At 43.0% G+C, this 23,329-nt stretch carries 23 protein-coding genes and 1 pseudogene; 17 read left to right on the forward strand and 7 right to left on the reverse strand.

Annotated features, from left to right (window positions below):
• Positions 1–59 precede the first annotated feature (59 nt).
• The 4 genes from choW to ACED25_RS05510 all read left to right on the forward strand — a co-directional run bounded on the left by choW (position 60) and on the right by ACED25_RS05510 (position 4,064).
• The gene (gene choW / locus ACED25_RS05495; RefSeq protein WP_371694823.1) at positions 60–902 is read left to right on the forward strand and encodes a choline ABC transporter permease subunit; all 843 of its coding nucleotides are present in this window, start codon (positions 60–62) and stop codon (positions 900–902) included.
• Between the two features lie 2 nt (positions 903–904).
• A complete protein-coding gene (choV, locus tag ACED25_RS05500) occupies positions 905–2,119 on the forward strand; it encodes a choline ABC transporter ATP-binding protein (RefSeq protein ID WP_135381153.1) in 1,215 nt (404 codons plus the stop codon).
• 363 nt (positions 2,120–2,482) lie between these two features.
• A complete protein-coding gene (locus ACED25_RS05505; protein WP_009845974.1) occupies positions 2,483–2,965 on the forward strand; it encodes a MarR family winged helix-turn-helix transcriptional regulator in 483 nt (160 codons plus the stop codon).
• Positions 2,966–3,407: 442 nt separating this feature from the next.
• Positions 3,408–4,064, forward strand: coding sequence for a Qnr family pentapeptide repeat protein (locus ACED25_RS05510; protein WP_012600074.1), 657 nt, complete (start codon positions 3,408–3,410; stop codon positions 4,062–4,064).
• 176 nt (positions 4,065–4,240) lie between these two features.
• On the opposite strand, the gene ACED25_RS05515 is transcribed toward ACED25_RS05510, so the two are convergent.
• A complete protein-coding gene (locus ACED25_RS05515) occupies positions 4,241–4,456 on the reverse strand; it encodes a hypothetical protein (protein ID WP_041473012.1) in 216 nt (71 codons plus the stop codon).
• A gap of 383 nt (positions 4,457–4,839) precedes the next feature.
• Between ACED25_RS05515 and ACED25_RS05520 the strand changes: the two genes are divergently transcribed.
• The 7 genes from ACED25_RS05520 (at position 4,840) to ACED25_RS05550 (ending at position 11,056) form a co-directional block, all read left to right on the forward strand.
• The gene (locus tag ACED25_RS05520; RefSeq protein WP_009845972.1) at positions 4,840–5,100 is read left to right on the forward strand and encodes a DUF5062 family protein; all 261 of its coding nucleotides are present in this window, start codon (positions 4,840–4,842) and stop codon (positions 5,098–5,100) included.
• A 468-nt stretch (positions 5,101–5,568) separates the two neighbouring features.
• Positions 5,569–6,102, forward strand: coding sequence for a diaminobutyrate acetyltransferase (gene ectA / locus ACED25_RS05525; RefSeq protein ID WP_009845971.1), 534 nt, complete (start codon positions 5,569–5,571; stop codon positions 6,100–6,102).
• Between the two features lie 35 nt (positions 6,103–6,137).
• On the forward strand, positions 6,138–7,403 hold the full coding sequence (gene ectB, locus ACED25_RS05530) for a diaminobutyrate--2-oxoglutarate transaminase (protein ID WP_009845970.1): 1,266 nt from the start codon (positions 6,138–6,140) through the stop codon (positions 7,401–7,403).
• Positions 7,404–7,416: 13 nt separating this feature from the next.
• Positions 7,417–7,803, forward strand: a complete 387-nt coding sequence (locus tag ACED25_RS05535; RefSeq protein WP_009845969.1) for an ectoine synthase — start codon at positions 7,417–7,419, stop codon at positions 7,801–7,803.
• 79 nt (positions 7,804–7,882) lie between these two features.
• A complete protein-coding gene (locus ACED25_RS05540; protein WP_371694824.1) occupies positions 7,883–9,307 on the forward strand; it encodes an aspartate kinase in 1,425 nt (474 codons plus the stop codon).
• Between the two features lie 229 nt (positions 9,308–9,536).
• On the forward strand, positions 9,537–10,160 hold the full coding sequence (locus tag ACED25_RS05545) for an HAD family hydrolase (protein ID WP_371694825.1): 624 nt from the start codon (positions 9,537–9,539) through the stop codon (positions 10,158–10,160).
• 56 nt (positions 10,161–10,216) lie between these two features.
• Complete coding sequence (locus tag ACED25_RS05550; RefSeq protein WP_371694826.1) at positions 10,217–11,056, forward strand: hypothetical protein; 840 nt, start codon at positions 10,217–10,219, stop codon at positions 11,054–11,056.
• Between the two features lie 99 nt (positions 11,057–11,155).
• On the opposite strand, the gene ACED25_RS05555 is transcribed toward ACED25_RS05550, so the two are convergent.
• Together ACED25_RS05555 and add are read right to left on the reverse strand one after the other, a co-directional pair.
• Complete coding sequence (locus tag ACED25_RS05555; RefSeq protein WP_371694827.1) at positions 11,156–11,731, reverse strand: sugar O-acetyltransferase; 576 nt, start codon at positions 11,729–11,731, stop codon at positions 11,156–11,158.
• 330 nt (positions 11,732–12,061) lie between these two features.
• On the reverse strand, positions 12,062–13,060 hold the full coding sequence (gene add, locus ACED25_RS05560; protein WP_371694828.1) for an adenosine deaminase: 999 nt from the start codon (positions 13,058–13,060) through the stop codon (positions 12,062–12,064).
• 120 nt (positions 13,061–13,180) lie between these two features.
• Here add and ACED25_RS05565 point away from each other — a divergent pair, with 120 nt between their 5' ends.
• The 4 genes from ACED25_RS05565 (at position 13,181) to ACED25_RS05580 (ending at position 17,450) form a co-directional block, all read left to right on the forward strand.
• On the forward strand, positions 13,181–14,116 hold the full coding sequence (locus tag ACED25_RS05565) for a LysR substrate-binding domain-containing protein (protein WP_371694829.1): 936 nt from the start codon (positions 13,181–13,183) through the stop codon (positions 14,114–14,116).
• A 135-nt stretch (positions 14,117–14,251) separates the two neighbouring features.
• A complete protein-coding gene (locus ACED25_RS05570) occupies positions 14,252–15,706 on the forward strand; it encodes a glutathione synthase (RefSeq protein WP_371694830.1) in 1,455 nt (484 codons plus the stop codon).
• Between the two features lie 173 nt (positions 15,707–15,879).
• Positions 15,880–16,398, forward strand: coding sequence for a TetR/AcrR family transcriptional regulator (locus ACED25_RS05575; protein WP_371694831.1), 519 nt, complete (start codon positions 15,880–15,882; stop codon positions 16,396–16,398).
• Positions 16,395–17,450, forward strand: a complete 1,056-nt coding sequence (locus tag ACED25_RS05580; protein ID WP_371694832.1) for an alcohol dehydrogenase family protein — start codon at positions 16,395–16,397, stop codon at positions 17,448–17,450. Before ACED25_RS05575 ends, ACED25_RS05580 begins: the two co-directional genes overlap by 4 nt.
• Positions 17,451–17,525: 75 nt before the next feature.
• On the opposite strand, the gene ACED25_RS05585 is transcribed toward ACED25_RS05580, so the two are convergent.
• From ACED25_RS05585 to ACED25_RS05600, 4 genes and pseudogenes are all read right to left on the reverse strand, one after another.
• Positions 17,526–19,034: an SgrR family transcriptional regulator gene (locus tag ACED25_RS05585; protein WP_371694833.1), complete on the reverse strand. Its 1,509-nt coding sequence runs from the start codon at positions 19,032–19,034 to the stop codon at positions 17,526–17,528.
• 10 nt (positions 19,035–19,044) lie between these two features.
• On the reverse strand, positions 19,045–20,055 hold the full coding sequence (locus ACED25_RS05590; RefSeq protein ID WP_371694834.1) for a Gfo/Idh/MocA family protein: 1,011 nt from the start codon (positions 20,053–20,055) through the stop codon (positions 19,045–19,047).
• Positions 20,056–20,168: 113 nt separating this feature from the next.
• A complete protein-coding gene (locus ACED25_RS05595; protein WP_371694835.1) occupies positions 20,169–21,068 on the reverse strand; it encodes a homocysteine S-methyltransferase family protein in 900 nt (299 codons plus the stop codon).
• 136 nt (positions 21,069–21,204) lie between these two features.
• Positions 21,205–21,402 (reverse strand): annotated as a pseudogene (locus ACED25_RS05600) (IS110 family transposase); the annotation flags it as partial.
• Between the two features lie 123 nt (positions 21,403–21,525).
• Here ACED25_RS05600 and ACED25_RS05605 point away from each other — a divergent pair.
• Together ACED25_RS05605 and ACED25_RS05610 are read left to right on the forward strand one after the other, a co-directional pair.
• On the forward strand, positions 21,526–22,347 hold the full coding sequence (locus ACED25_RS05605) for a DUF2971 domain-containing protein (protein WP_371694836.1): 822 nt from the start codon (positions 21,526–21,528) through the stop codon (positions 22,345–22,347).
• 123 nt (positions 22,348–22,470) lie between these two features.
• On the forward strand, positions 22,471–23,172 hold the full coding sequence (locus ACED25_RS05610; protein WP_371694837.1) for a biotin/lipoate A/B protein ligase family protein: 702 nt from the start codon (positions 22,471–22,473) through the stop codon (positions 23,170–23,172).
• Positions 23,173–23,329 lie beyond the last annotated feature (157 nt).

Genomic DNA, 23,329 nt, shown 5'->3' on the forward strand with positions numbered 1-23,329 from the left:
GTGGGCTTGCCAATTGTCTATTGGTTTGAAGTAGCCCACCCATAATAAAAGGCAATATTGTGAATTTTATTACGGAAAACAAAATCCCTGTTGGTCAATGGATGGAAGCGGGTGTTGATTGGCTAACAATCAATGCAGCAGGATTCTTTGACGCTATTTCGATTTTTCTAGAAACCGTCATTATGTTTTTAGTCGATGTATTTAAGTGGATGCCACCGGCTTTACCAATCGTGATGACTGCGGCGATTGCATGGTATTTACACCGTAAACCCTCGCTTGTGATTTTCGTGGTTGTAGCTTTACTGACTATTTTAAACCTTGGCTACTGGCAAGAAATGCTGGAAACCTTTGTCCTCGTGTTTGCAGCGACAACGATTTCCGTATTAATTGGCGTTCCAGTTGGCATTATGGCCGCGCATCGCCCTTGGTTATATACGGTGCTTAGGCCCATCCTTGATTTAATGCAGACGGTTCCAACGTTTGTGTATCTGATTCCAACTTTGGTTTTATTCGGCTTGGGCATCGTTCCTGGCTTAATCTCGACCATTATTTTCGCGATAGCTGCACCGATTCGTTTAACCTACTTAGGGGTAACGAAAGTCCCTGAAGAGTTGATTGAAGCGGGTAAAGCCTTTGGTGCGAGTCGCATGAAGTTACTATTGAAAGTAGAACTACCAGCCGCTCTACCAAGCATCATGGCGGGTGTAACCCAATGTATTATGTTGTCGCTTTCGATGGTGGTTATCGCCGCTCTTGTCGGTGCTGACGGACTTGGTAAACCTGTTGTTCGCGCATTGAACACAGTGAACATCTCACAAGGTTTTGAAGCTGGATTAGCGATTGTATTAGTCGCAATCATCCTTGACCGCTTGTGCAAAACACCAAACCAGAAGGAAGCTTAATCATGTCTAACTCTCAGGAAAAAAAGACAATGGACGCGATTACCATTAAGAATCTCGATGTTGTGTTTGGTAATAAATCGAAACAAGCGCTTGAGCTACTCGACCAAGGTAAAACTCGCCAAGAGATCATTGATGAGACTGGCCAAGTCGTTGGCGTAGATAATGTGTCGCTGACCGTTGAAGAAGGCGAGATTTGTGTGCTGATGGGTTTGTCTGGTTCTGGTAAATCATCTTTGCTTCGCGCAGTTAACGGCTTGAATGAGATCAGCCGTGGCTCATTGGCGATCAAAGATGGAGACAAGCTGGTTGATTTAGGTGAACAGTGCGACGAAGCGACCTTGCGTCATCTTCGTACTCACCGCGTTTCTATGGTGTTCCAAAAATTTGCCCTAATGCCTTGGTTAAACGTGTTAGATAACGTGGCGTTTGGTCTAGAGATGCAAGGTGTAGCGAAAGATGTTCGTCGTGCTAAAGCGCGTGAACAACTTGAAATGGTGGGTTTGGCTGAGTGGGAAACCAAGTATCCGCATGAGCTTTCTGGCGGTATGCAGCAACGTGTTGGCCTAGCGCGTGCTTTTGCGATGGATACCGACATTCTTCTTATGGATGAACCGTTTTCAGCGCTTGATCCGCTGATTCGTGCGCAGTTGCAAGATGAGCTAATTCTATTGCAAAACAAGCTTAACAAAACGATTCTGTTCGTGAGTCATGATTTAGACGAAGCGCTGAAGATTGGTAATAACATTGCGATCATGGAGTCAGGCAAGTTGATTCAACATGGTAAGCCTGAAGAGATCGTACTCACACCAAAAACGGAATATGTGAAAGATTTTGTCGCACACACTAACCCGTTGAACGTATTGAAAGGTCGTTCGTTGATGCAGCCACTGGATTCTTTGAAACAAGAAGATGAAAGTTGGAAGATCTGTGACTCTAAAGACTTATGGATTGAGCAGAGTGAAGGTACTTTATCTGTAAAAGGTGAATCAACTTTAGCGCTTGTTGAGTGGAACGAATCTGACGATTTAACGGCAATCAGCGCGTCGAGTGTGGTAGTGGCAAGCCCAGAGATTGGCATGCGCGATGCGATTAAACTGAAACAGCTAAGTAATCATCCGATTTTGCTGGTGGAAGACAATAAACTGGTCGGTATTTTGGATAACAGTGAATTTTATAATGCGCTTACTGGTAACTTTCAGATGAATACCGCTGCGTAAAATTTCGTTTTTAAGCTTAGCTATTGAGGCTGGTTTTTTATTAGGTAGAGAGGGCTAAATCTCTCTACCTCTATGATTATTAAAATATATTATTCTTTGAGTTTGTATTCTCTGACTCATTATTTTTGCCTTCATTGAAGCTTTGATTCCCCCTTCATTAAGCAAAAGTGCCGTACCACGCAAGTTTAGTGGTATAGAAAAGATTGAGAATAGTATTAACATCAGTACAATGCGGAAAAATCAATGAAGTAAATTATCAATTTACAGTGTAATTCGAGCGATCCTAAGCTGTTCAGTTTGGAAAATCTCATCGCCACGACACTGTAAAGTCACTCACAGTATATTAGTACAAAGGTCTGCATCTTGGATAAACATGACGAAATCTTGGTCGCTATTCGCCAAATTATTCGCGCTATCGATTTACACTCGAAAAAGCTGAGTAAAGAGTATGGTTTGACGGGCCCTCAATTGATTTTAATGCGCGCAATCCAAGAGATGGGTAATGTGACGATCAAAGAATTGTCTAATCAAACTAATGTGAGTCAAGCGACGACAACGACGATCATCGATCGCTTGGAATTGAACGGCTATGTACAACGTGTTCGCAGTTCGTCAGATCGCCGAAAAGTACACGCAAATCTGACTGAAAAAGGTCAAGAGCTACTTAACAATGCGCCACCACCGCTACAAGATAACTTCGTTAAAAAATTCCAAAATTTAGAAGCATGGGAGCAAAGCCTACTGCTTTCTTCGATGCAACGTGTGTCTGCAATGATGAACGCCGAAGACATCGACGCAGCTCCAGTTCTACAGCTTGAAGGCATTGCAAACGTCGTCAAGAGCTAACGTAGTTTTAAATTGTCTAGCTAAGAAAAAGTTTAAAGAGTTATAAAATGGTCGCATCAAGCGGCCATTTTTTGATCTTGGCCTCCCCATTTTTCTGACTTTACTAATGAAAATCATCTTTTAGTTGTAGCCTATCGATATAAGCTAAGGTTTTCGAAAGACTAAGTATCAAGCGAAGGTATCTATATAGGCTATTGTATCAAGTTTGTGCTGACATATGATGATCTTCTCGTTGTGTCTAATCTCCCCCCCTTCTAAGCGACAAAACTTTTTTCAAGATAAGCGCATGCCATAAAACGAAAATAACAACCTTAAATGGCTCGTTTGGTGCCTTAAAATGGCCAAAATAGGGTGTTTTAAGTTGCTGTTTTTGTTGGTTTTTAATTTGATGTTTTCTTAAGATCACAATGGTAGTCTTAGCTTGATTTCTTTAGGGGGCTAAATGGATACCAATAACAGCACTTATCATCAGCACAGTTTTGCTCAGCAAGATCTATCAGAGCTTACCTTTACGGCCTGTACGTTTATCCGTTGTGATTTCAGACGTTCGAACTTACGTGATGCAACGTTTATTAACTGTAAGTTTATTGAACAAGGCGATATTGAGGGATGCCACTTTGATATTGCCGATTTACGAGACGCAAGTTTCCAGAATTGCCAGTTGGCGATGGCGAACTTTAGTAATGCGAATTGCTATGGGATTGAGCTGCGTGAATGCGACTTAAAAGGAGCGAATTTTACTCGTGCTAACTTTGCCAATCAAGTAAGTAATAGGATGTACTTTTGCTCTGCGTATATTACGGGCTGTAACCTGTCATACGCCAACTTGGAGCAGGCCTGCTTGGAAAAGTGTGAGTTGTTTGAAAACCGCTGGATAGGGACTTACCTTGGCGGTGCGTCACTGAAAGAGTCTGATCTCAGCCGAGGCGTGTTCTCCGAAGATGTATGGGGGCAATTCAGTATGCAGGGGGCTAACTTGTGTCATGCGGAATTAGAAGGGTTAGACCCTCGCAAAGTGGATACGACAGGGATTAAGATTGTCGCTTGGCAACAAGAGCAGTTGCTTGAAACCATGGGTATTGTTGTGATGCCTGATTGATTTTCTAATTCTGCATATAACGCTGTAAAACTCGGTTGTCGTATCACTCGGTCGTAATTAACCACAGCAGTTAGAAGAAAAGCCCAAAGTTAATAACTTTGGGCTTTTCCGTATTTGGCCGCATGCATTTTATAATGAAGTTTAGAAAAGAGAATGCTTGGCGGATATTGAGTTGATTAGTGCATTCCTGAACGCATTTTGTCGGCCAGTGCAAAGAAGACAAACAACACGAAACATACTAGTGCAACACACAATGAAACTAAGATCGTTGTTGCGTCTTTTGACATCAATGGAAGTACGATAGAAGCTACCGCTACCAACATAACAAAGACATGAACGATTCGTCCGATAATTGGATTTTTATGACAGAATGAGGCCCAACGATAACGCATTTTTAACACCAGTATAATATTAGTCTTTTTATTCTATTTTACTAATGAGCACTTTGTAAATTACTTTTCATTGTAGGGTACGGTAAATGTGATTAAAGCAAAGTTAATATAAAACTAGTTAAATAACAGTGCATTATATGATAGTTGTTGGGTATTTGATTGTAGTGGTATTTCGTACTCTTCAGGGAGTGATTATTGATAAGAGTTCCATTGCTTATTGTTATCTGTCTCGTCAATGTTATTGAAATTAACATTGATATCTACGTGACGATTAATTTTATGTTATTTATCAAAGCGACTCCTCAAACTGAGATCGAAGTAATCTTGTGAGTCTTTCGGTTTGATATACTCAGTGTTCATTCGATTAAGATGATGGAGATGATATGTCGAAAACCGCGAAGATCATTAATGAAGATAAATTGCTCAAGAAAGCTCTGGAAGTCGGTTCTAAAATGGCAAAGTTACAAGGCTTTGATTTGCCACACTCATCTCAACCTATAAAAGTTAAGGCTGTGTACTTGTTTCTCGTTGGAGTTAATCAGATCACGCCTTTACCTGAAAGTAAGCTTGATGGCGCGAATATTAAGAAGCGTTTAGCACTATGGATCCACAAGGCTCTGCCTGATAATGATCCCCTGAAGTAATTTGCGATTAACTCAGTGATTCGAATTTGTTTCTTTTGATTGATTGCCAATTTATGTTTACTTGAAAAACCTAGCTATCTCACGCTAGGTTTTTTTGTTTTAGGTATCTGCGTTTCAATATTAGAGCCTAAGCCATCTCTTTTTAGAGCGTCACTGTTTACCTTATTCAGTATTGGAGTCGTCGATATTTTTGCTGATTCCTATCCTTCCTACTCAGGCACTTGAACGCTGTATTTTATGAATTGCACTAACGATTTCCTTTCGTCTATTCCCTTCAAGACTCTCAAATTTATACCGACCCAATAAATACATTAGAACTCAAAGTATTATTTAATACATATAATACTTACGCAAGTGTGATCTGCGTCGCTAAAATTTGATTTTTAGCGCTAATGTGTTGATCTTTGTGTATGGGAAATGCTCATAATTAAAAGGAATTTAATTAGAGTTCAAAGGAAATGTCTCGGTATGATTACGTCAGCGCCTTGGATATTGTATCCAGAGGTTGTAGAAAAGATGATTGAAAAATGGAATTTTCGTGAGCCAGAAGTTTCGGATGGCAACAACATTTATCAATTAATTTCAGAGTGCCCCCCATTAGATACTAACTCTTCATATTGCAATTTCTTGCAGTCTACTCACTTTAGTAAAACTTGTATTTTAGTGGAGCATGAAGGTGATCTTGCTGGCTTTATTTCTAGTTACCAAAAACCCAGTGAGCCCAATGTTCTCTTTATTTGGCAAGTGGCGGTGGCGCCTAAGTTTAGAGGCAATGCTTTAGCCTACAAGATGCTGAACACCTTACTTAAACGAGAGGGCCTAAAGAGCATTGAAGCGATAGAAACGACTATCACTGAATCAAACCAAGCGTCTTGGGCATTGTTCAAAAAGCTGGACGAAAAAAACGGTAACACCGGGAAAGTGACTACTTTCTTAGATGAAAATCTTCACTTTAACGGGCAGCACGATACCGAATACCTCTATCGAATCCTCCTTAAATAATCAAACACTTATAGGAATTAAATAACGGCATTATCATGGATATTTTTAAAAAGCAGGAATCTAACGTACGTTCATACTCGAATAGTTTTCCAGTTACTTTTAGTAAATCAAAAGGTTGCTGGCTTGAAACGAAACAAGGTGATCGTTACATCGATTTTCTTGCTGGAGCAGGATCTCTCAATTACGGTCACAACAATCCAATACTTAAGCAAGCCTTGCTTGATTACATTGAAATGGATGGGATTACGCACGGTTTAGATATGCATTCAGAAGCCAAAGCTGAATTCTTAGAAGCGCTTACTCGCTTAATTCTAGAACCAAGAGATCTCAATTATAAAGTTCAATTTACAGGCCCAACAGGAACCAATGCCGTTGAAGCCGCGATTAAATTGGCTAAAAAAGTGAAAGGCCGAAGCAGCATTGTAGCGTTTACCAATGGTTTTCATGGTTGTACTGCAGGTGCACTGGCTGCTACGGGTAACCAACATCATAGACAAGGCGCGGGCTCAAACCTTAACAACGTTACGCGTTTGCCATTTGAGGGTTACGCTGGCATTGATGGATTAAAATTGTTCGAAACGATGTTAGCTGATAATTCTGCCGGTATGGATAAGCCAGCAGCCGTCTTATTGGAAACGGTTCAAGGTGAAGGTGGATTGAATGTCGCTTCAAATGAGTGGTTACAGCGTTTGAGTAAAATTTGTAAAGCTCACGATATCTTAGTCATTGTCGATGATATCCAAGCGGGTTGTGGTCGAACGGGTACGTTCTTTAGCTTTGAACCTTCAGGTATCAAGCCAGATATAGTCACTCTGTCTAAGTCGATAAGTGGTTATGGCTTACCGATGGCCGTCGTTTTATTAAAGCCTGAATTAGACAAATGGCAGCCGGGAGAACACAACGGCACCTTCCGTGGTAATAACCATGCGTTCGTTACCGCTACGAAAGCGTTAGAAATGTATTGGTCAAATGATGATTTTGAAAATCATATTCAACGTAGCTCAAGCATGGTCGATGATGTCATTCAACGCAATATCAAGCGTTTCCCAGAGCTATTCGTTCAACGCAAGGGACGTGGAATGATGATTGGCATTGAATGTAAAGATGGAAACACGGCTGACGAAATTGCCAAAACGTGTTTTGAAAACGGTATGGTCATTGAAACAGCTGGCCCTAACGATGAAATAGTGAAGTTCTTTTGCCCACTGACGATATCTGAATCGGAACTGATGCAAGGTTTAACCATCTTCGAAGATTCAGTAGAAATTGTAGCAACTAAGTATTTCAAGAAAGTATCGTAATAGGGACAGTAAAATGATTGTTAGAACACTTGATGAATGTCGCAATAGCGAAAGACGTATTGTTTCGGATAATTGGGAAAGTACTCGCATGTTGTTGAAAGATGACAACATGGGTTTTTCATTTCATATCACGACAATTTATGAAGCGACGGAAACACATATTCATTACCAAAACCATTTAGAATCAGTATATTGCATGAGTGGTGAAGGCGAAATTGAAGTGGTTGGGGGGGAGACTTATCCCATCAAACCTGGGACGCTTTATATCCTTGATAAGCACGATGAACACTATTTACGTGCGTATAAAAACAAAGAAATGGTTATGGCGTGTGTATTCAATCCGCCAATTACTGGCGCTGAAGTTCACGATGAAAACGGCGTTTATCCTCTGGTTGATTAACCGACTTTTTCTGGGGTGAAATCTCACCCCAATTTCCATTTATCTAGTCTTTATTGCTTCTCTATAACTAAGGTCTTTTATGACATTTACCGTAGAAAAAATCGGCGGTACATCCATGACAGCATTTGATGCTGTGCTCGACAATATTATTCTCCGCCCGAAAAATTCGTACAATCGAATTTTTGTTGTGTCTGCTTATAGCGGGATGACAGATGCACTTTTGGAGTGCAAAAAAACAGGCAAGCCAGGTGTTTATCAATTGATCGCAATGCGTGATGATTCTTGGGAAGAAGCGTTATCTTACATTGAAAGCCGTATGTTGTTGATCAACGAGCATATTTTTGCAGATCCTATGAATCGTGCGCGTGCTGATAAGTTCATCCGGTCGCGTATTTCAGAAGCGAAGAACTGTATTACAAATATCCTTGAAACGTGTCAATACGGTCAGTTTTCATTGAGGCATTACTTGCCTCAGATCCGCGAGTTTCTCTCTTCAATTGGCGAGTCACATAGTGCGTACAATACGGCTCTTAAATTGAAAAATATTGGTATTAATTCAACCTTTGTTGACCTTTCTGGTTGGGATAACAAGACTCCTCAGAGTTTGGACGATACCATCAGAGACGCTTTTTCAGACATAAATGTGGCTGAAGAGCTACCTATAGTGACGGGTTATGCCTATTGTAAAGAAGGTTTGATGCATACTTATGATCGTGGTTACAGTGAGATGACGTTTAGCCGTATCGCGACTATGACTAAGGCATCACTAGCTATTATTCATAAGGAGTATCACTTTAGTTCGGCCGATCCAAAAGTCGTTGGGGTTAGCTCAGTTAAACCAATTGGAGCGACTAATTATGATGTTGCCGATCAGTTAGCAAACCTTGGTATGGAAGCTATTCATTCTAATGCCGCAGCAGGGTTGCGCGAGAGTGGAATCGAACTACAAATAAAGAACACTTTTGAGCCAGAGCATGAAGGTACACTGATTTCTTCAGATTACCGCCCAGACACCAATCAGATCGAGATTATTGCCGGAAAGCAGAAAGTATATGCATTGCATGTATTTGATCAGGGGATGGTCGGTAAGGCTGATAACGTCAGTTATGAACTAATGGAAATTATCGCGGATGCAAGAGTTAACCTTATCGGAAAAGAGATGAATGCTAACTCTATTACGTATTATCTAGGCGGCAGTTCAGAAAGTTTAAATAAGGTGTTTTATAAGGCAGAGAAGCGATATCCGAAAGCATCTATTTCGGGACGTATGGTCGCTATCATTTCGGCGATCGGCTCTCAAATTGACACCAATAAAACGCTAGCGAATGGCGTATTGGCTTTGATGAGCAATAGTGTTACGCCCATTGCGTTACATTCGTCGATGAGAAACGTGAATGTACAATTTGTTGTGAGCGACGATAAGTATCAAGAGGCCATTTGTGCATTACATGAAGAGTTTTTTGAACAAAAGCAAAAGGTCACATCATCAGTGAATGCTGCTTAAATAAAGAGCGGTGAGCCCATCCCATCGACTAACTGAACGTTTGATCTGTAGGGTTGAGACTGCAAAAAATTCTGTGTAAAGGCCATTTTTATGATGGCCTTTTTCGTACCTGCTCGATGACATATTGTGATTTCAGTCCTTATTTTGTAAAACAAGGTTATGAACTTTAAGGTGCGGCATTTAATGTCGGTGTTGTTGTTATTTCACGCGAATAATTCAGGAGCAAGGTATGAGTACTCATCAAATAAAAAATGTGGTATTTGACGTCGGCAATGTGATTGTACGTTGGTCACCGCTAGAAATTACTCGCCTGACTTTCGGGGAACTTGATGATCTGGAAACCCAAGCGCGTTCAATTTTCCAAAGTACGATTTGGTTGGATTTGAACAAAGGGTTCTTAACCGAAAATGAAGCCAAACTTCGCTACCAACAAGAGTTAGATTTATCTTCATTAGAGTGCGATCGCCTGTTCTACTACGTAAAGCAAACGCAGATCTTACTGTACGGTTCAGTTGAACTCATCGAGCGTGTAAAGCGATCTGGTTATGGTGTGTACGCGCTTACCGACAACGTAGTCGAGATTGTTGAATACCTAAAATCAACCTACCAATTTTGGCCGCTGTTTGATGGCGCGGCGGTATCCGCTGAATTGGGCATGCTTAAACCGCAGCCTGAGATTTACCAAGCGCTGCTGTCTAATAATGGGCTTGAAGCTTCAGAAACCGTCTTCATTGATGATATGCCCTATAACGTTGAAGGGGCTAAGGCTGTAGGTATTACCGGTATCCAGTTTAGTGATGTGTCTCAGTGTGAAAGAGAATTGCTTGCACTGGGTATTGATTTGAATCGTTAACGGATTTGATGATTTCGGGTTAACGATTTAACTCTTCTTTTTAAGGGTTTAACAAGATGAAAAAATACTCAGTAAGATCAATGATCACTTTTTTGGTTCTCGCTTTATCTGGATTGGTTCTTATTGTGGCAGCAATGCTGCAGATGCAAGGTGAAGAACCCTGTCACAATTGCTATGAATCAGATAAAGGGCAGTTTAAGTATGTCCTTTACGATGGAACCTCACCTTCGATAATTCCAAGTATTCACAACGAGCTATTGCTCAAACAGGCTCCTTTGATGAAAAGCTTCGGCCTTGATTCAATACCTGTCATAACGGTGAGAGTATGGCGAAACCAAAAAGCCTATTTGGATGAGCAGGAGCGGAGCATAGGGTATCGATATGCTTTCTCTACGGGGTATATTGACCCTAAAAGCAATGAAATTAGGCTGCTCTATTTTGGTGGTGAGATCCATAAAACCGCACTGCATGAGTTCGTACATTTACTGACTCTGCAAGTGAATCCGAACTTTGCGAATAATCCGCGTTGGTTGTGGGAAGCGATCGCTATCTACAAATCTGAAGATTATTGGTTTCACGTCAATAACAGGACTGCCATCAGTCGCCGTTTCGATGGGCTAGTTCAGGATTTATACCATAAGCCAAACAGTAGCTCGGCTGTTTATGAGCTTGGCTATACGGTCGGTGAGTTTATTGAACGTTCATGGGGGGAGGAGGCGTTTGTTTATCTCATTAAAAGCAATGGTGATCCATCACAACTTACAGAGCAACCAATAGAATCGCTGTTTTCTGATTGGGAAAAGTTCGTCAAAACCACGTACTTGAGTGGTCCGAAAAGTGAGTATGAAAAGGCCATGGAACGAAATCCATTCGATAGAAGAGACACGGCCAACTAATCAAAAAAGAGGTGATGTTTCATATGAACATCGCCTCTTTTCTATTTGTTGTTCTAAGTGGCTTCATTCTACTGATACGTTTTATTCTTCTATTTAGCTTTATTGTTCGGTATTCAGATGTCGAATCAATTTTGCAGGTGTGCCGCCGTATAGGCAATCTGGTGGTACATCGCTGTTGACCACAGAGTTAGCTGCAATCACTGAACGAGCCCCAATAGTCACGCCTTGGTTGATCACTGAATTACCGCCAACCCACACATCATCTTCGATTGTTATTGGTAAACAGAAGGTTTCCCATTTACGGCGGCTACGATAATCAAGGGAGTGTGATGGCGTATAGAATTGGGCACTTGGTCCAATTAAAACATTGTTACCGATCTTGATGTTCGCACCATCTAGCATTACTGCGTTCATATTAATGAAGGTGTCGTCGCCAATCTCTATGGTTTTGCCAAACTCACAATGAAAAGGGGGCTGGATTAAGCTGCTATTACCAACCTTACCAAATAGCTGCTCTTGCAATGTGTGTTGCTGGTTTGGGTCTTGGTGGTGGTTGAAAGCCATTAGCGACTTTCTGGCATTGGCACGCATGGTATCAATTTCTTGATCTGCACCATCATACACTTGTCCAGATAGCATTTTTTCTAGTTCAGTTTTATTGTTTTTATTACTCATGCTTATCCACTTTACGAGAGTCTCGGTTTAATACCAATCGTAGTAAATAACTGGTCATCCTAGCTGGTTAAAACGCTCAATAACTGCGTTAGAAATTTTGATTGTAGAATAACTACTTATCGAAAATTTCTGCCTTGTTCTTAAGCCTTTTTCCTGCGCTATTTATGATCACTTACTTACTGTGATTGGTATAAATGACGAATACTGCAAGATTAGCGACTTTTAGACATAAAAAAAGAGAAAAGCGTCAGCCTTTCTCTTCCTGTTTTGTGCTTTAAGCACTAATGCTAAGTGAGCCCTGCTATTCAGCAAAAGGCGCGCTTTGCCAAATTAGATTTGCTCAACGAAACCCATTAGGTGCTGTTTCACTTCGTCTGAAGCAAAAGCGCTGTCGACTGAGTATTTGTAGATTTCTACGTAGTCTTCTTTTGTTAGGCCGAATGTTTCACACACACGCTTCACTTCGTTGGTCATGGTTGTGTTCGACACAGTACGGTTGTCTGTGTTGATCGTAACAACGATGCCGTCTTTCTTGAATTCAGCAATTGGGTGGTCGCTGAATTTGTGAATACATTTAGTTTGAACGTTACTTGTTGGGCAAGTTTCAAGCGCAACTTGCTTCTCTTTAACGATGTTGTATGCGTCTTCGTTACCTTGGATGTGAACACCGTGGCCGATGCGTTCAGCGTCAAGCATTGTCACTGCATCGTAAACGTTTTGACCATGCCATTGCTCGCCAGCGTGCACGGTAATGCGGTAGCCTTTTTCAAGAGCGTATTGTGTGTATTCAGGGAATTCAGCACAGAAGCCTGGCTTTTCGCCGCCTGCGATATCAAACGCCACAACACCTTTACCTAGGTAGGGTTGGCCTGCGTCGATTACGTCTTTGATCGAATCTTTAGGGAACATACGAAGCACAGACATGATGTAGTTGCCTCTGATGTCGTATTTCTCTTCAGCGCGCTTCATGCCTTTTACTGCACTTGCAATGATCGTATCAAGAGACAGGCCTTTGTTTACGTGCAGGATTGGTGCGAAGCGAACTTCTAGGTATTTAACGTTCTCTAGTGCAGCGTCTTCGTAAAGCTCAAAAGAGATACGTTCAATTGCTTCTTCAGTCTGCATTACTTGTAGTGGCAGGCTGAAACAAGCTAGGTACTCATCTAGGTTTTTGCAATCTTCTGGCACAGTTAGAGATTGAACAACCGCGTCGCGATCTTCAGGTAGTTCGATATTGTACTGTTTTGCTAGGTCAATAATCGTATCTGGGCGAACACTTCCGTCTAGGTGGCAGTGTAAATCAATCTTTGGTAGTGCTAGAAAATCCATGAGTATTCCTTAATTCTATTATTCTTTGAGTGTTTTAACTCACATGCGCTAAATTTACCAAGACAATGATATGATTTAAAGTGACAATTAATCATCATTAACCTGAATTTAGGGAATATCATGGTAGATGTTAAAAGCTTACTTAAATGCGATATGAATTTGCTGCTTTGCTTGCACGTTCTGATTGAAGAACGAAGTGTGAGCAAAGCGGCTGATCGACTCTTTTTGAGCCAGTCTGCGGTAAGTAAACAGCTCACTAAGCTCAGAGCTTTGTTTGATGATCCGCTGTTTGAGCGTGAATCAAAGGGTCTATTCCCAACACCCAAAGCACTCGCGTTAGCGCCTAAGATCCACCAAATTCTACTGCAGATCGAAAAGCTGACTGTTCCCGAAGTTTTCGACCCTAAAGACAGTGAGCGTACCTTTACTATAGACCTTGTCGAAACCGCGTACACGGCGATTTACCCGCATTTTATGCCTACGGCACTTGCAGATGCGCCTCACATCACCATCAACAGTTCAACGTGGAGCAGCGACAGCTTCAAGCGTTTACTCAAACGTGAGGTGGATTTTGGTATCGGTATATTTGAGCTAGATGAGCGCGCTTCTACCCATGTCCAGTGTATCCCTGACGAGTTGGATTACGTGGAACTGTGCTTGGATTATTCTGTATGTTTGATGCGCAATGACCACCCTGCCTTGCAAGAAGAGTGGAACCTCGACACTTTCTTGAAGTATCGACACATACAGTTGGTGACGGGTGGAGCGGGTGACTGGTTATTGATGGAAGTGCTTAACTCAAAGCAGCTTGAAATCAACAAAGCCGCTAATGTTTCAGACATCACCAGTGCCATTAAGCTGTGTAAGCAGAGTGATTTACTTATGTGTTACCCATACAACTCGGTACGCGATTACATTGATAGTGGAGAGTTGGTGATGAAGCCTGTCCCGGTTGATTTGGTGCCGGGAGGCTTGTTCCTGTTGTGGCACAAATACTTCGATTCAGAACCGAGCCACAAATGGTTGCGCGATCTGATCATCGAGCAGACTCGATAGTTGAGATGTATAATCTATTCAAGCTTTTAAAAGATAAGATAAACGTAATTGTTTGATAAAAAATTCAGTTTTATTTCGTCTTTTGGAATTAAGCTTCGTCTTATTCTGGTGCTATTTTTATTTGGAAGATGAGAGATGACAATTCCACGGTTACCACAACAAATTATTGAAGACGCGTGTGAGTGGGCGATCATGCACGGTGTTGCGTTTCGCCAGTCAGATAATACCGCTAGGCATTGTCCTTTCAGCATTGCTCCTATGACTATGGAGCGTGAAGTGTATGAACACCTGTTGAAGGTCACACCGCTGATCACCAAGTTAATCAGCAATGTTTCCGAAGATCATGATTTCTTGCAGTCATCACTGAGTGATATGGCCAAAGCTGATCCGTTTTTTGGCCGTTTGATGGAGCTGCATCAGCAAGCACATGGCGAGCTGTCTCATCGACTTTATCCTGCTCGCCAACCGTTGTTATTAATGCGTACTGACTTTATGGATGATCGCCAGCATGGTGCGAAAGTGATCGAGTTTAATGGCATTGCTGCAGGTATGGCTCCATTCGGGCAAAAGGCCACAGAGTTCCATGATTACATGCACAATCAATGGCCTGAGACTTATCGGAGCTGGCTTGAAGATAAATCTGCCACACCTGCTGAAAACCAAGGCTTAACGCAGTTGGCTTATGGTATTGCGACTTCAGCAAGAAAAGTGCGAGCTGACTTTAATGATTCAGATAAGCCGACATTCTTGATGGTAGTGCAAAAGAATGAAGACAATGTTTACGACCAACACCTACTCGAAATTGAACTGCAAAAGCAGGGGGTACGTACGGTTCGTCGCACCTTTGAACAATTGAGCTGTCAGCTTTCATCGGGTGATAACCAACGCTTGTTACTGCAAGGTGTCGGTGCTGTCGATGTGGTGTACCTAAGAGCGGGCTATCAGTATTCAGATTACTGGGCACCAGAACTCAACGAATCGGTTTGTTGTCATACACTAAGCCAAACGCGCGTGTTTATGGAACAACACCATGTTGCAATGAACGCGACCATCAGCCAACAATTAGCGACCAGTAAAACCATGCAAATGCTGCTGACCATGATGCCAGCATCTGAATACGCACGTTGGGGTTTAACGCTAGAAGAAGCGGAATTGGTGAAGAGTGTCTTGGCCGATATGAAGCCAATCACCAGTGAATCGATTGATTGGTTTAACACACAAGCTGATAAGCAAGAGTGGGTGCTGAAAAACCAAGGCGAGGGCGGTGGCCATTGTGTCTTTGGTGACGACATTAGCGAACAACTGAGCCAACTTAAGCCAGAAGAGTACGATGCATGGGCATTGATGCAGCGCTTGTATCCACACGAACGCGACGTACCAACCATTGCAGTGCGTGACACTCAACAAATGCTGGTGACAGACTTAGTCAGCGAGGTCGGCCTATTCACCGCTTACTACCAAGGGAAGCCAGTGACCGAACTGGACGGCTACGCGGGCTACTTGATCCGCAGTAAACCAGCCAGCGAAAACGAAGGCGGGATCCACAGCGGCAAAGGCATTCTAGATTCGTTGGTGTTGATTGAGCCCTAATCTTATTAAGCATTAAGTAAGTTGTTTTGATAACTGAAATCCCGCTCCTACTTGGTAGCGGGATTTTTCGTTTATAGGACGACAAAAAGATCTCATTGACATGGGTAGAATGATCGCTCTACTATGTATGTAGAACAATCATTCTACCTTTGGTCAGGTAATAAGAGATCCGCATGTTAAGAGAACAAATTGCAGAGAGCCTTGAGGTTGCGTTTAGCCAACATGGTTTTGCAGAGCCGAGTGTGGCTCAACTGAAGACGGCATGTAATGTCAGCCTGCGCACGCTGTATAAGCATTACCCATCGAAAGAAGCGATGATCGTGGGTGCCTTAGAGCACCGTCATCACCGTTACCTAAATTTCCTATTAGAGAGTGCGCCTGTTGATGGCCTGGCATCCATGCTGGATATCTTCGACAAGTTACAACAGTGGATGGAAGAGTATGCGCCACACGGTTGTATGTCGATGAATGCGATGGCGGCTTTTCCTGACAACGAGATAATTAATCAAGCTGTTACTGAACATAAACGAGAAGTAAAAGCACTTCTGGGTAAGCAGAGTCAACGAGATTATCTGGCTTCAGAGCTTTTTCTACTTCATGAAGGTGTATCAAGCGCGTGGCCAGTATTAGGCGAAGAAGCGGTGGTATCAGCACAGAATATGGTGACAAAATTACTCAAGGAAACACGATGAAATTCGAACTACCGAAAACAATGAAAGGCGTAGAGATGTTGGGTCATGGCGGAGCAGAAATGCTTGGCTACCGTGAAGATATCGCTGTTCCTCAAATTGAACCTAATGAAGTGCTGATCAAGGTGATGGCTGCAGGCGTGAACAACACCGACATCAACACACGAATCGGTTGGTACTCTAAAAGTGATGACTCAGAAGACGCAAGTTGGTCGGGTGAAGCGTTGAAGTTCCCTCGTATCCAAGGTGCTGACGTGTGTGGTTTAATCGTGGCAGTCGGCAATGAAGTCTCTGCTGATCGTATTGGTGAGCGTGTTCTTATTGAACCTTGTTTAACGGAAGTGTGTGGACGAGATCTACCACAGCCATGGTATTTTGGCTCTGAGTGCGATGGCGGTTTTGCTGAGTACACAAAAGTGGCAGCGAAACACGCTTATGTGGTGAACAGTTCTATGTCGGATGTAGAGCTAGCGTCTTTCCCATGTTCTTACTCAACAGCAGAGAACATGCTGACTCGCGCGAATGTGGTTGAAGGTGATCGCGTGCTTGTCTCTGGCGCTTCGGGTGGTGTGGGTTCGGCGGCGATTCAACTGGCGAAAGCTCGCGGTGCTTACGTGATTGCGATTACTAGCCCAAGCAAGAACCAACAGTTACTTGAATTGGGTGCTGATGAAGTGATTGCTCGTGACGCTAATTTGGTGGAAGCATTAGGTGTAAATAGTGTGCATGTGGTTATCGATTTGGTTGCCGGTGACAAGTGGCCAGAGTTTCTTGAAGTGCTGAAACCTCGTGGTCGTTACGCCGTATCTGGCGCGATTGGCGGTGCGATGGTCGAGCTTGATGTACGTACTTTATATTTGAAAGATTTGAGCTTCTTCGGTTGTACAGTGTTGGAGCCTCAAGTATTCCAAAACTTGGTTAACCGAATTGAGAAACAGCAGATTGGCGCAATTGTCGCGGAGTCTTTCCCATTGGCTGACATCCATACTGCACAAGACGAGTTCTTGAAGAAAAAACACGTCGGCAAGATAGTGTTGGAAGTGGCTCAGAGATAAAGTAACGGTACGCGACACTAGACTCGCTCCATTATGTGAAAGTAGGAAAGGCTAGCAAACTTGTCTAGCCATAAATTACAAATGGTTGATCCATAATTGGTCGAGTTCGCACCAACCAAAACCATTGACTTGCGCGCTGTGTATCTTTTCAGAAATTTCCAAATTGAACACCTCTTGCTTTAGCTCAATCACAACTCCAGAGTCATTCAACCAATGCTTGAGTGCTAACAGTGCATTCATCGCTAACTCAAAGTTTGGCTGGCTTCTTATCGAGGCTAAGCCTTGTTCGATTGTCTCTAGCATCTCAGTAGACAGCGCTAAGTCCTCAAAGGGGAAGCGAGTGAAGAAGCTTAACCATGAGAAAAAGGTGTCGTTCTCATCAATAATGCTGCATAGCACCACGTCTTTGGTAGTTAGGTAGTTTCCATATTCCACGCTGGTTTTGTGGTCGCCAGACGCAGACAACTGCTCGAAAAGGGTTTGGCATTCAGAGGTGTCTTCAACAGTAAATTCACGAAGTGACTTAGTTAATGCTGGGTTTTGAATCTTGAAAAACGTCGAGCAAGAATCCGGTTGAGAAGAATGGTAATCGCCACGCACGGTGGTCGTCTTTTCGGGCAGTTTCACGCACACCTGATTTTGAGCGCAAGCTTTACTCTGTGCCCATTCTGGATAGACCCACAACTCGACTCGATTGAGAATCGGAGTGCTGTGTGAATACGCGCTATTGCGGCTTAATCTCAACATCTTGCTTGAGAATATGTTTAATGAGAACGCGCCAGAACCAATCAACCTATCAGTCGGTGACGAGGGATCGAATACGGAGGCTTCAACTCTGGAAAGTAAGCGCGGTAAATGCCAATCAGGTTGATTCAATTTTACGACAACCATATTACCTGCCGAGGCAGAGACCTCATCAATATGCTGATAACAGCGACGCCATATTTTGCTTTGGCAGAGTGAGTTAAGGTTGCGCGCTATGTCTTGAGGTTCGAGTGTTCGACCGTTATGAAAGCGAACGCCATTGCGTATTTGAAAGTGCCACTGTGTCGCATCTTCATTAGGCTGCCAATGATAAGCCAGATCGCCGCTGAGTTTATCGTGCTTAACAGAGGTTAGGCGTTGGCAAATTTGCATCACTAAGAAACGTTCGGTGCGTCTAAGTACTCGTTGAGGGTGAAGCGCTTCGAGTTCTCGGTGAAAGGGGATGTACGCGATATTCTGCGCCGACGGATTGGTATTGCTTAGAAAGGCTTGTAACTCAGCGCCAGCATTGCGGCCATTGAAGCTTAAGGTGCTAAACACCTGTTCTATATTACCCGCATCGGCTTGGGTTTGTGTGTATTGGTAACACGCCTCAATGGGCTCAACCAGACACGTGAGTTGTGCTTTCTTGCTTCGGCCTGAGCTGGCTTGCCACTCAAGCCAACCTTGTGCTGTCATCGCTTTTATTAAGGTCTGAACATGACGCTCACTCACATGCAGCAGTGTGGCCAGTTGGTTGACCTGACAATGCGATACTCCAGGCCCAAAAGCCTGAAATATCTTTTCATACAGTTCAAGCTTGCGCTTAAGGTTGCCCAATTTGCTTTTCCTAACGACGAGGTTGAGTTAAATGTGGATAGCCAGAGTCAATGAGTGCTTTTTCCATCGTATCGAGAACTCGAGAGGTTATCTCTGAGCTTAGGATATTCGACTCAGTTTTGCCTTGAAGCACCAAATCTGAAAAATGGTCGATTTCAAATTCGAACCCATTGCCCGTCACTCGTTTGTTGATGGTCGACTTCTGCCCTTGATGTTCAATCTCAATAAAGGCCGGATTCCACCATTTTTCGTGAATGGTGATCTTGGTATCTGGCCCACTCAAATGTGCTGACCGGGGAAGATTTTGCACGGTTGATGCCGATATCTTACCGTTCATATCACCAGAGAATGTAAAGCACGCATCGGTATCGACATTCGCGCCCTCATACAGACACGACATCTCTACCTGAGGTTCTGAAGGGGTCACCCCCAGTGTTCTGCACAGATCGTAAAAGAACCAAAGCCCATAGACCCCAACATCAAGCGTTGCTCCGCCTGACAAATCCGGATTGAAGATAAATAAGCCCGGCTCATAGTCATGATGGTTACCAAAGCTGGCTTCGATTGAATCTATCTGAATGTTGTTATAGACCAAGAATGATTGAAGCTCACGATACGCGGGAAACACCACGGTTTTCATCGCTTCTAGCAACATCACACCATTTTGATTTGCGAGAGCTTTCATCTCCAGCCAATCATCAAGATTGGTGAAAGCGGGCTTCTCGACCAATACGTGTTTTTTATGGCTTAGAAACAGTTCAGCTAAAGGCTTGTGATAAGGATGAACCGTAGCGATGTAAACCGCTTCAACACTAGGGTCATTCGCCATGGCTTCATAAGACCCATAAGCCTTGTCGCAACCAAACTTATTGGCGAACGTCGCTGCGCGTGAGTGATCTCTTGCGGCAACGGCATACAATTCACCATGCAGACAGTGCTCGATTACAGCTGTTGCGAATCGATTGGCGATATTGCCTAGCCCAGCGATACCCCATTTAATTTTACGTTGCGTGTCGCTCATCAGTTGCTCCAAATCGTTGTTTTGTATCAGTGTACTCAGAGACGCCACATACAAATAGAGAACAGATTTCTCAACCTGTTCTCTATTTATTTTATTCTAGTTGAAGATCTGGATCAGCTCTGTGTGTGGCGTTTCCAATCGGCTAGGGCTTGAATGTGTTTTGGTCCAATACCGCAGCAACCACCGATAATATTCGCTCCCAGCGCGTGCCAGCGTTTTGCGTAAACTAAATAACCTTGGCCATCCAGTTCACGTATCTCTTGAAGCATATCATTAGCTTCATGTTCGCTGCTGATAGGTGCAAAGTTATTGGCGTAGACACCAATTTCTAAATCACTACCTAGCTCACCAATCACTTTCTTAGCATCGATAATGGCTTGATCCATCACTTCAGGCACTGAGCAGTTAAACATTATGCCTGTCGCGTTTGATTGGCAGGCAAGTTTGATCGCGGATGTTACGCTTTCGCCAGAACGAATATTGGCACAATCGCCCTTGGTGTCTTCCAAACTGAATGCGTAGTAACAAGGTTTATCTGACTGCTTAAGAATCGCATGAATGGATTCGAATTCTTGCAGGCTACAGATGGTTTCTGCTATCCAAAGGTTGATGTTTTGGTCTTGCGCATCGTAAAGGGTTTGAATGATTGGCGCTGCCTCTTCTACCTTAAACAAATCTGGTCGGTAGCTGCCAAATGGCGGTGGAATCGCGCCCGCCACTTTCACGGTGTGAGGAGCATTGTCAGCAACTGCTTTAGCCAGTTCGCCAGATAGTGCTGCGAGTTCAAAGCCTCGTTGTTCAAAGAGCTCTTCACCCAAGTGAAAAGGTACACACGCGTAGCTATTGGTGATCAGGATTTCAGCACCTGCATCGACAAAATTTTGATGCGCTTGGCTAACAAATTCGGGTGCTTCAATCAGCGCTTGAGCACTCCAAAGCGGTTGAGAAAATGGCGCGCCAATTTCTTTGAGTTCTCGGCCCATGCCGCCATCAAGTATGGTTAGTGTTTTCATATTCAATACTATCTAAACAATTGCTGAAGTTCTGCCGCCACCATATCAGACAACCTTGTCAGACAGAAGCCATCAAGCCCCTGAGTTATCGAGAAAAGGTGTCGGACTGTTTTGGAGATAGCCACGGCATAATTTAGATTACCCTTTCCCAATAATGTGTACCACCACACGCATCAATATCTATACGCATGAGTGGCATATTTGCTATTGTAGTCAGCAGTTTAGAGCGAGTTACCGACTTATGAAGTAAGACTTTACCATTTTGGTCTACGGCATGAAGACTAAAGTGGTTTTTAGCTAGGTCGATACTGCAGAAATAAGAATAATCAGACATGGTGCCTCCGATGCATTTAAGTACCACATAAGTGTGGCAGATCCTCGGGAGGGGGAATCCATGCTATTCGTTATGCAATAGAGGTAAAAATTGAGCATATATAGACTTTATAAGTTTCGAGAAGTGGATACAAATAGCTTGTCCTCTTTAGCAAATGGGGAGCTATGGTTTTCATCGAAAGAGGATTTTAACGATCCTTTTGAGGGAACACTAATTCTAGACGAATCCTTAGATGAATCTGATTATGAACTGTGGCGAGCTAACGTAAATTGGACGATGAAAATCGACCCAAAAGACAATAAGTTTGTCGAGTTGTGTGAGGTACTAGGATTAGACCCAAATATGACAGATGAGAAACTACTGATATTGCAAGGTTTGCGGTTTGATTTAGGGATTTTGACTAAAGTTGTCCATGAATCAAAGTTTCTTTGTCTTTCTCAAAGAGATCAAAGCACAGACCCAATATATGAAAATTTAATGTGGTCTCATTATGCACAAGGGCTTCGTGGGTTCTGTTTGGTTTTTAATAATGATGGGTTACAAAAAGATATCAACGAGGCTTCAAACCAACGAATGAGAGGCATTAGGATTATTTATCAAGATCAGCCGAATAAACTTAGTGTGTCTGAATATTTACGTTCTGATATGTGGATTAATGAGAATAAACAAAATTACATACAAACGGTGACAGAAACAATTGCAACAAAGTCTAGTGCATGGAAATACGAGAATGAAATGCGCATTATGACGCTGGATTCTAGCGTTAATTCATATGGTTACTCACCGGAAACGTTAGAGGAAATCGTATTAGGTGACAAAATGTCTAAGCGGCACAGGGAGTTAGTGTTGTCTATTGCTAAGTCTAAGTATCCAAATGCAAAAATAAAGACGGCTCGGCTCATTCCGAATACTTTCAACATTGAAATTGTTGATAATGTTGCATAACAAACGACTATGCCGCCAATAACTAACTTTTGGCGCTGTTTTCATCTCACATAGTCCCATATGTCATCAACCATTGCAGAACGTTAAATGGTAGGTCACCACAATCTGTAGAGGAAAAGTGCATTGAAGTTAACGAATAAACTCGTACGTTACCCGCACATTGATGTTGATCGTGCGTTTGAAAAAGAAGATGAGCTATTGCAGCAAATACAGGCGGGTGAGATTGTGCAAGCCTTAATGCTTTGGCAAGCAAAAACGCCGACACTCGTTTTGCCTGCGGGTAAAAAGTGGCCTGTGACACTAGAGTCTAGAAAGCAACTTACGGCACAAGGCTGGCAGCTCACCTCACGAAAAACAGGTGGCGCTCCCGTTCCTCAACTACCGGGGATCATTAACCTATCGCACATTTATCATTGGCCTCGTGATGAAGCCTACAACATCCAAAAAGCGTATCGACATTTATGCGATGTATTAACCCTGTTTTTTAAGGAACTGGGCATCGATGTGGATGTACACGCAACCCCCGGTTCTTATTGTGACGGTGACTACAACCTCAATATCAATAAACAAAAAATAGTGGGTACTGCGCAGCGCGTATTGCTTAAAAAAGGGGGCGGCCAAATTGTACTTTCGCAAGCTTGTATCTTGTTAGATGCCGACTTAGAGAACATCGTTGCGCCAGTGCATTTTTATAATCAAGTTTGCGGGAATCCAACCGTAGTGGATGCGCAGGTTCATACTCCCTTGTCCGCGCATTTGACGAGCCTTCCCAACGTAGACTCACTCTTTCAGCGGTTAAGCCAAGCTTTCATCAAGTATGCGTAATGCCTTCCTTTCGCTAACACCTGTTAACTTGTCGGGTGGATGAACCATTTCAATTCTATCTAAACAATTGCTGGAGTTCTGTCGTAACCACATCTGACAACTGTATCCGCCCCATGAACCCACGGGGCGACTTGTCAGTGTTTGAAGTTCCAAGGTA

The sequence above is a fragment of the Vibrio sp. 1F263 genome, from assembly GCF_041439035.1.
In the GTDB taxonomy this organism is placed as follows: Bacteria; Pseudomonadota; Gammaproteobacteria; order Enterobacterales; family Vibrionaceae; genus Vibrio; species Vibrio tasmaniensis_A.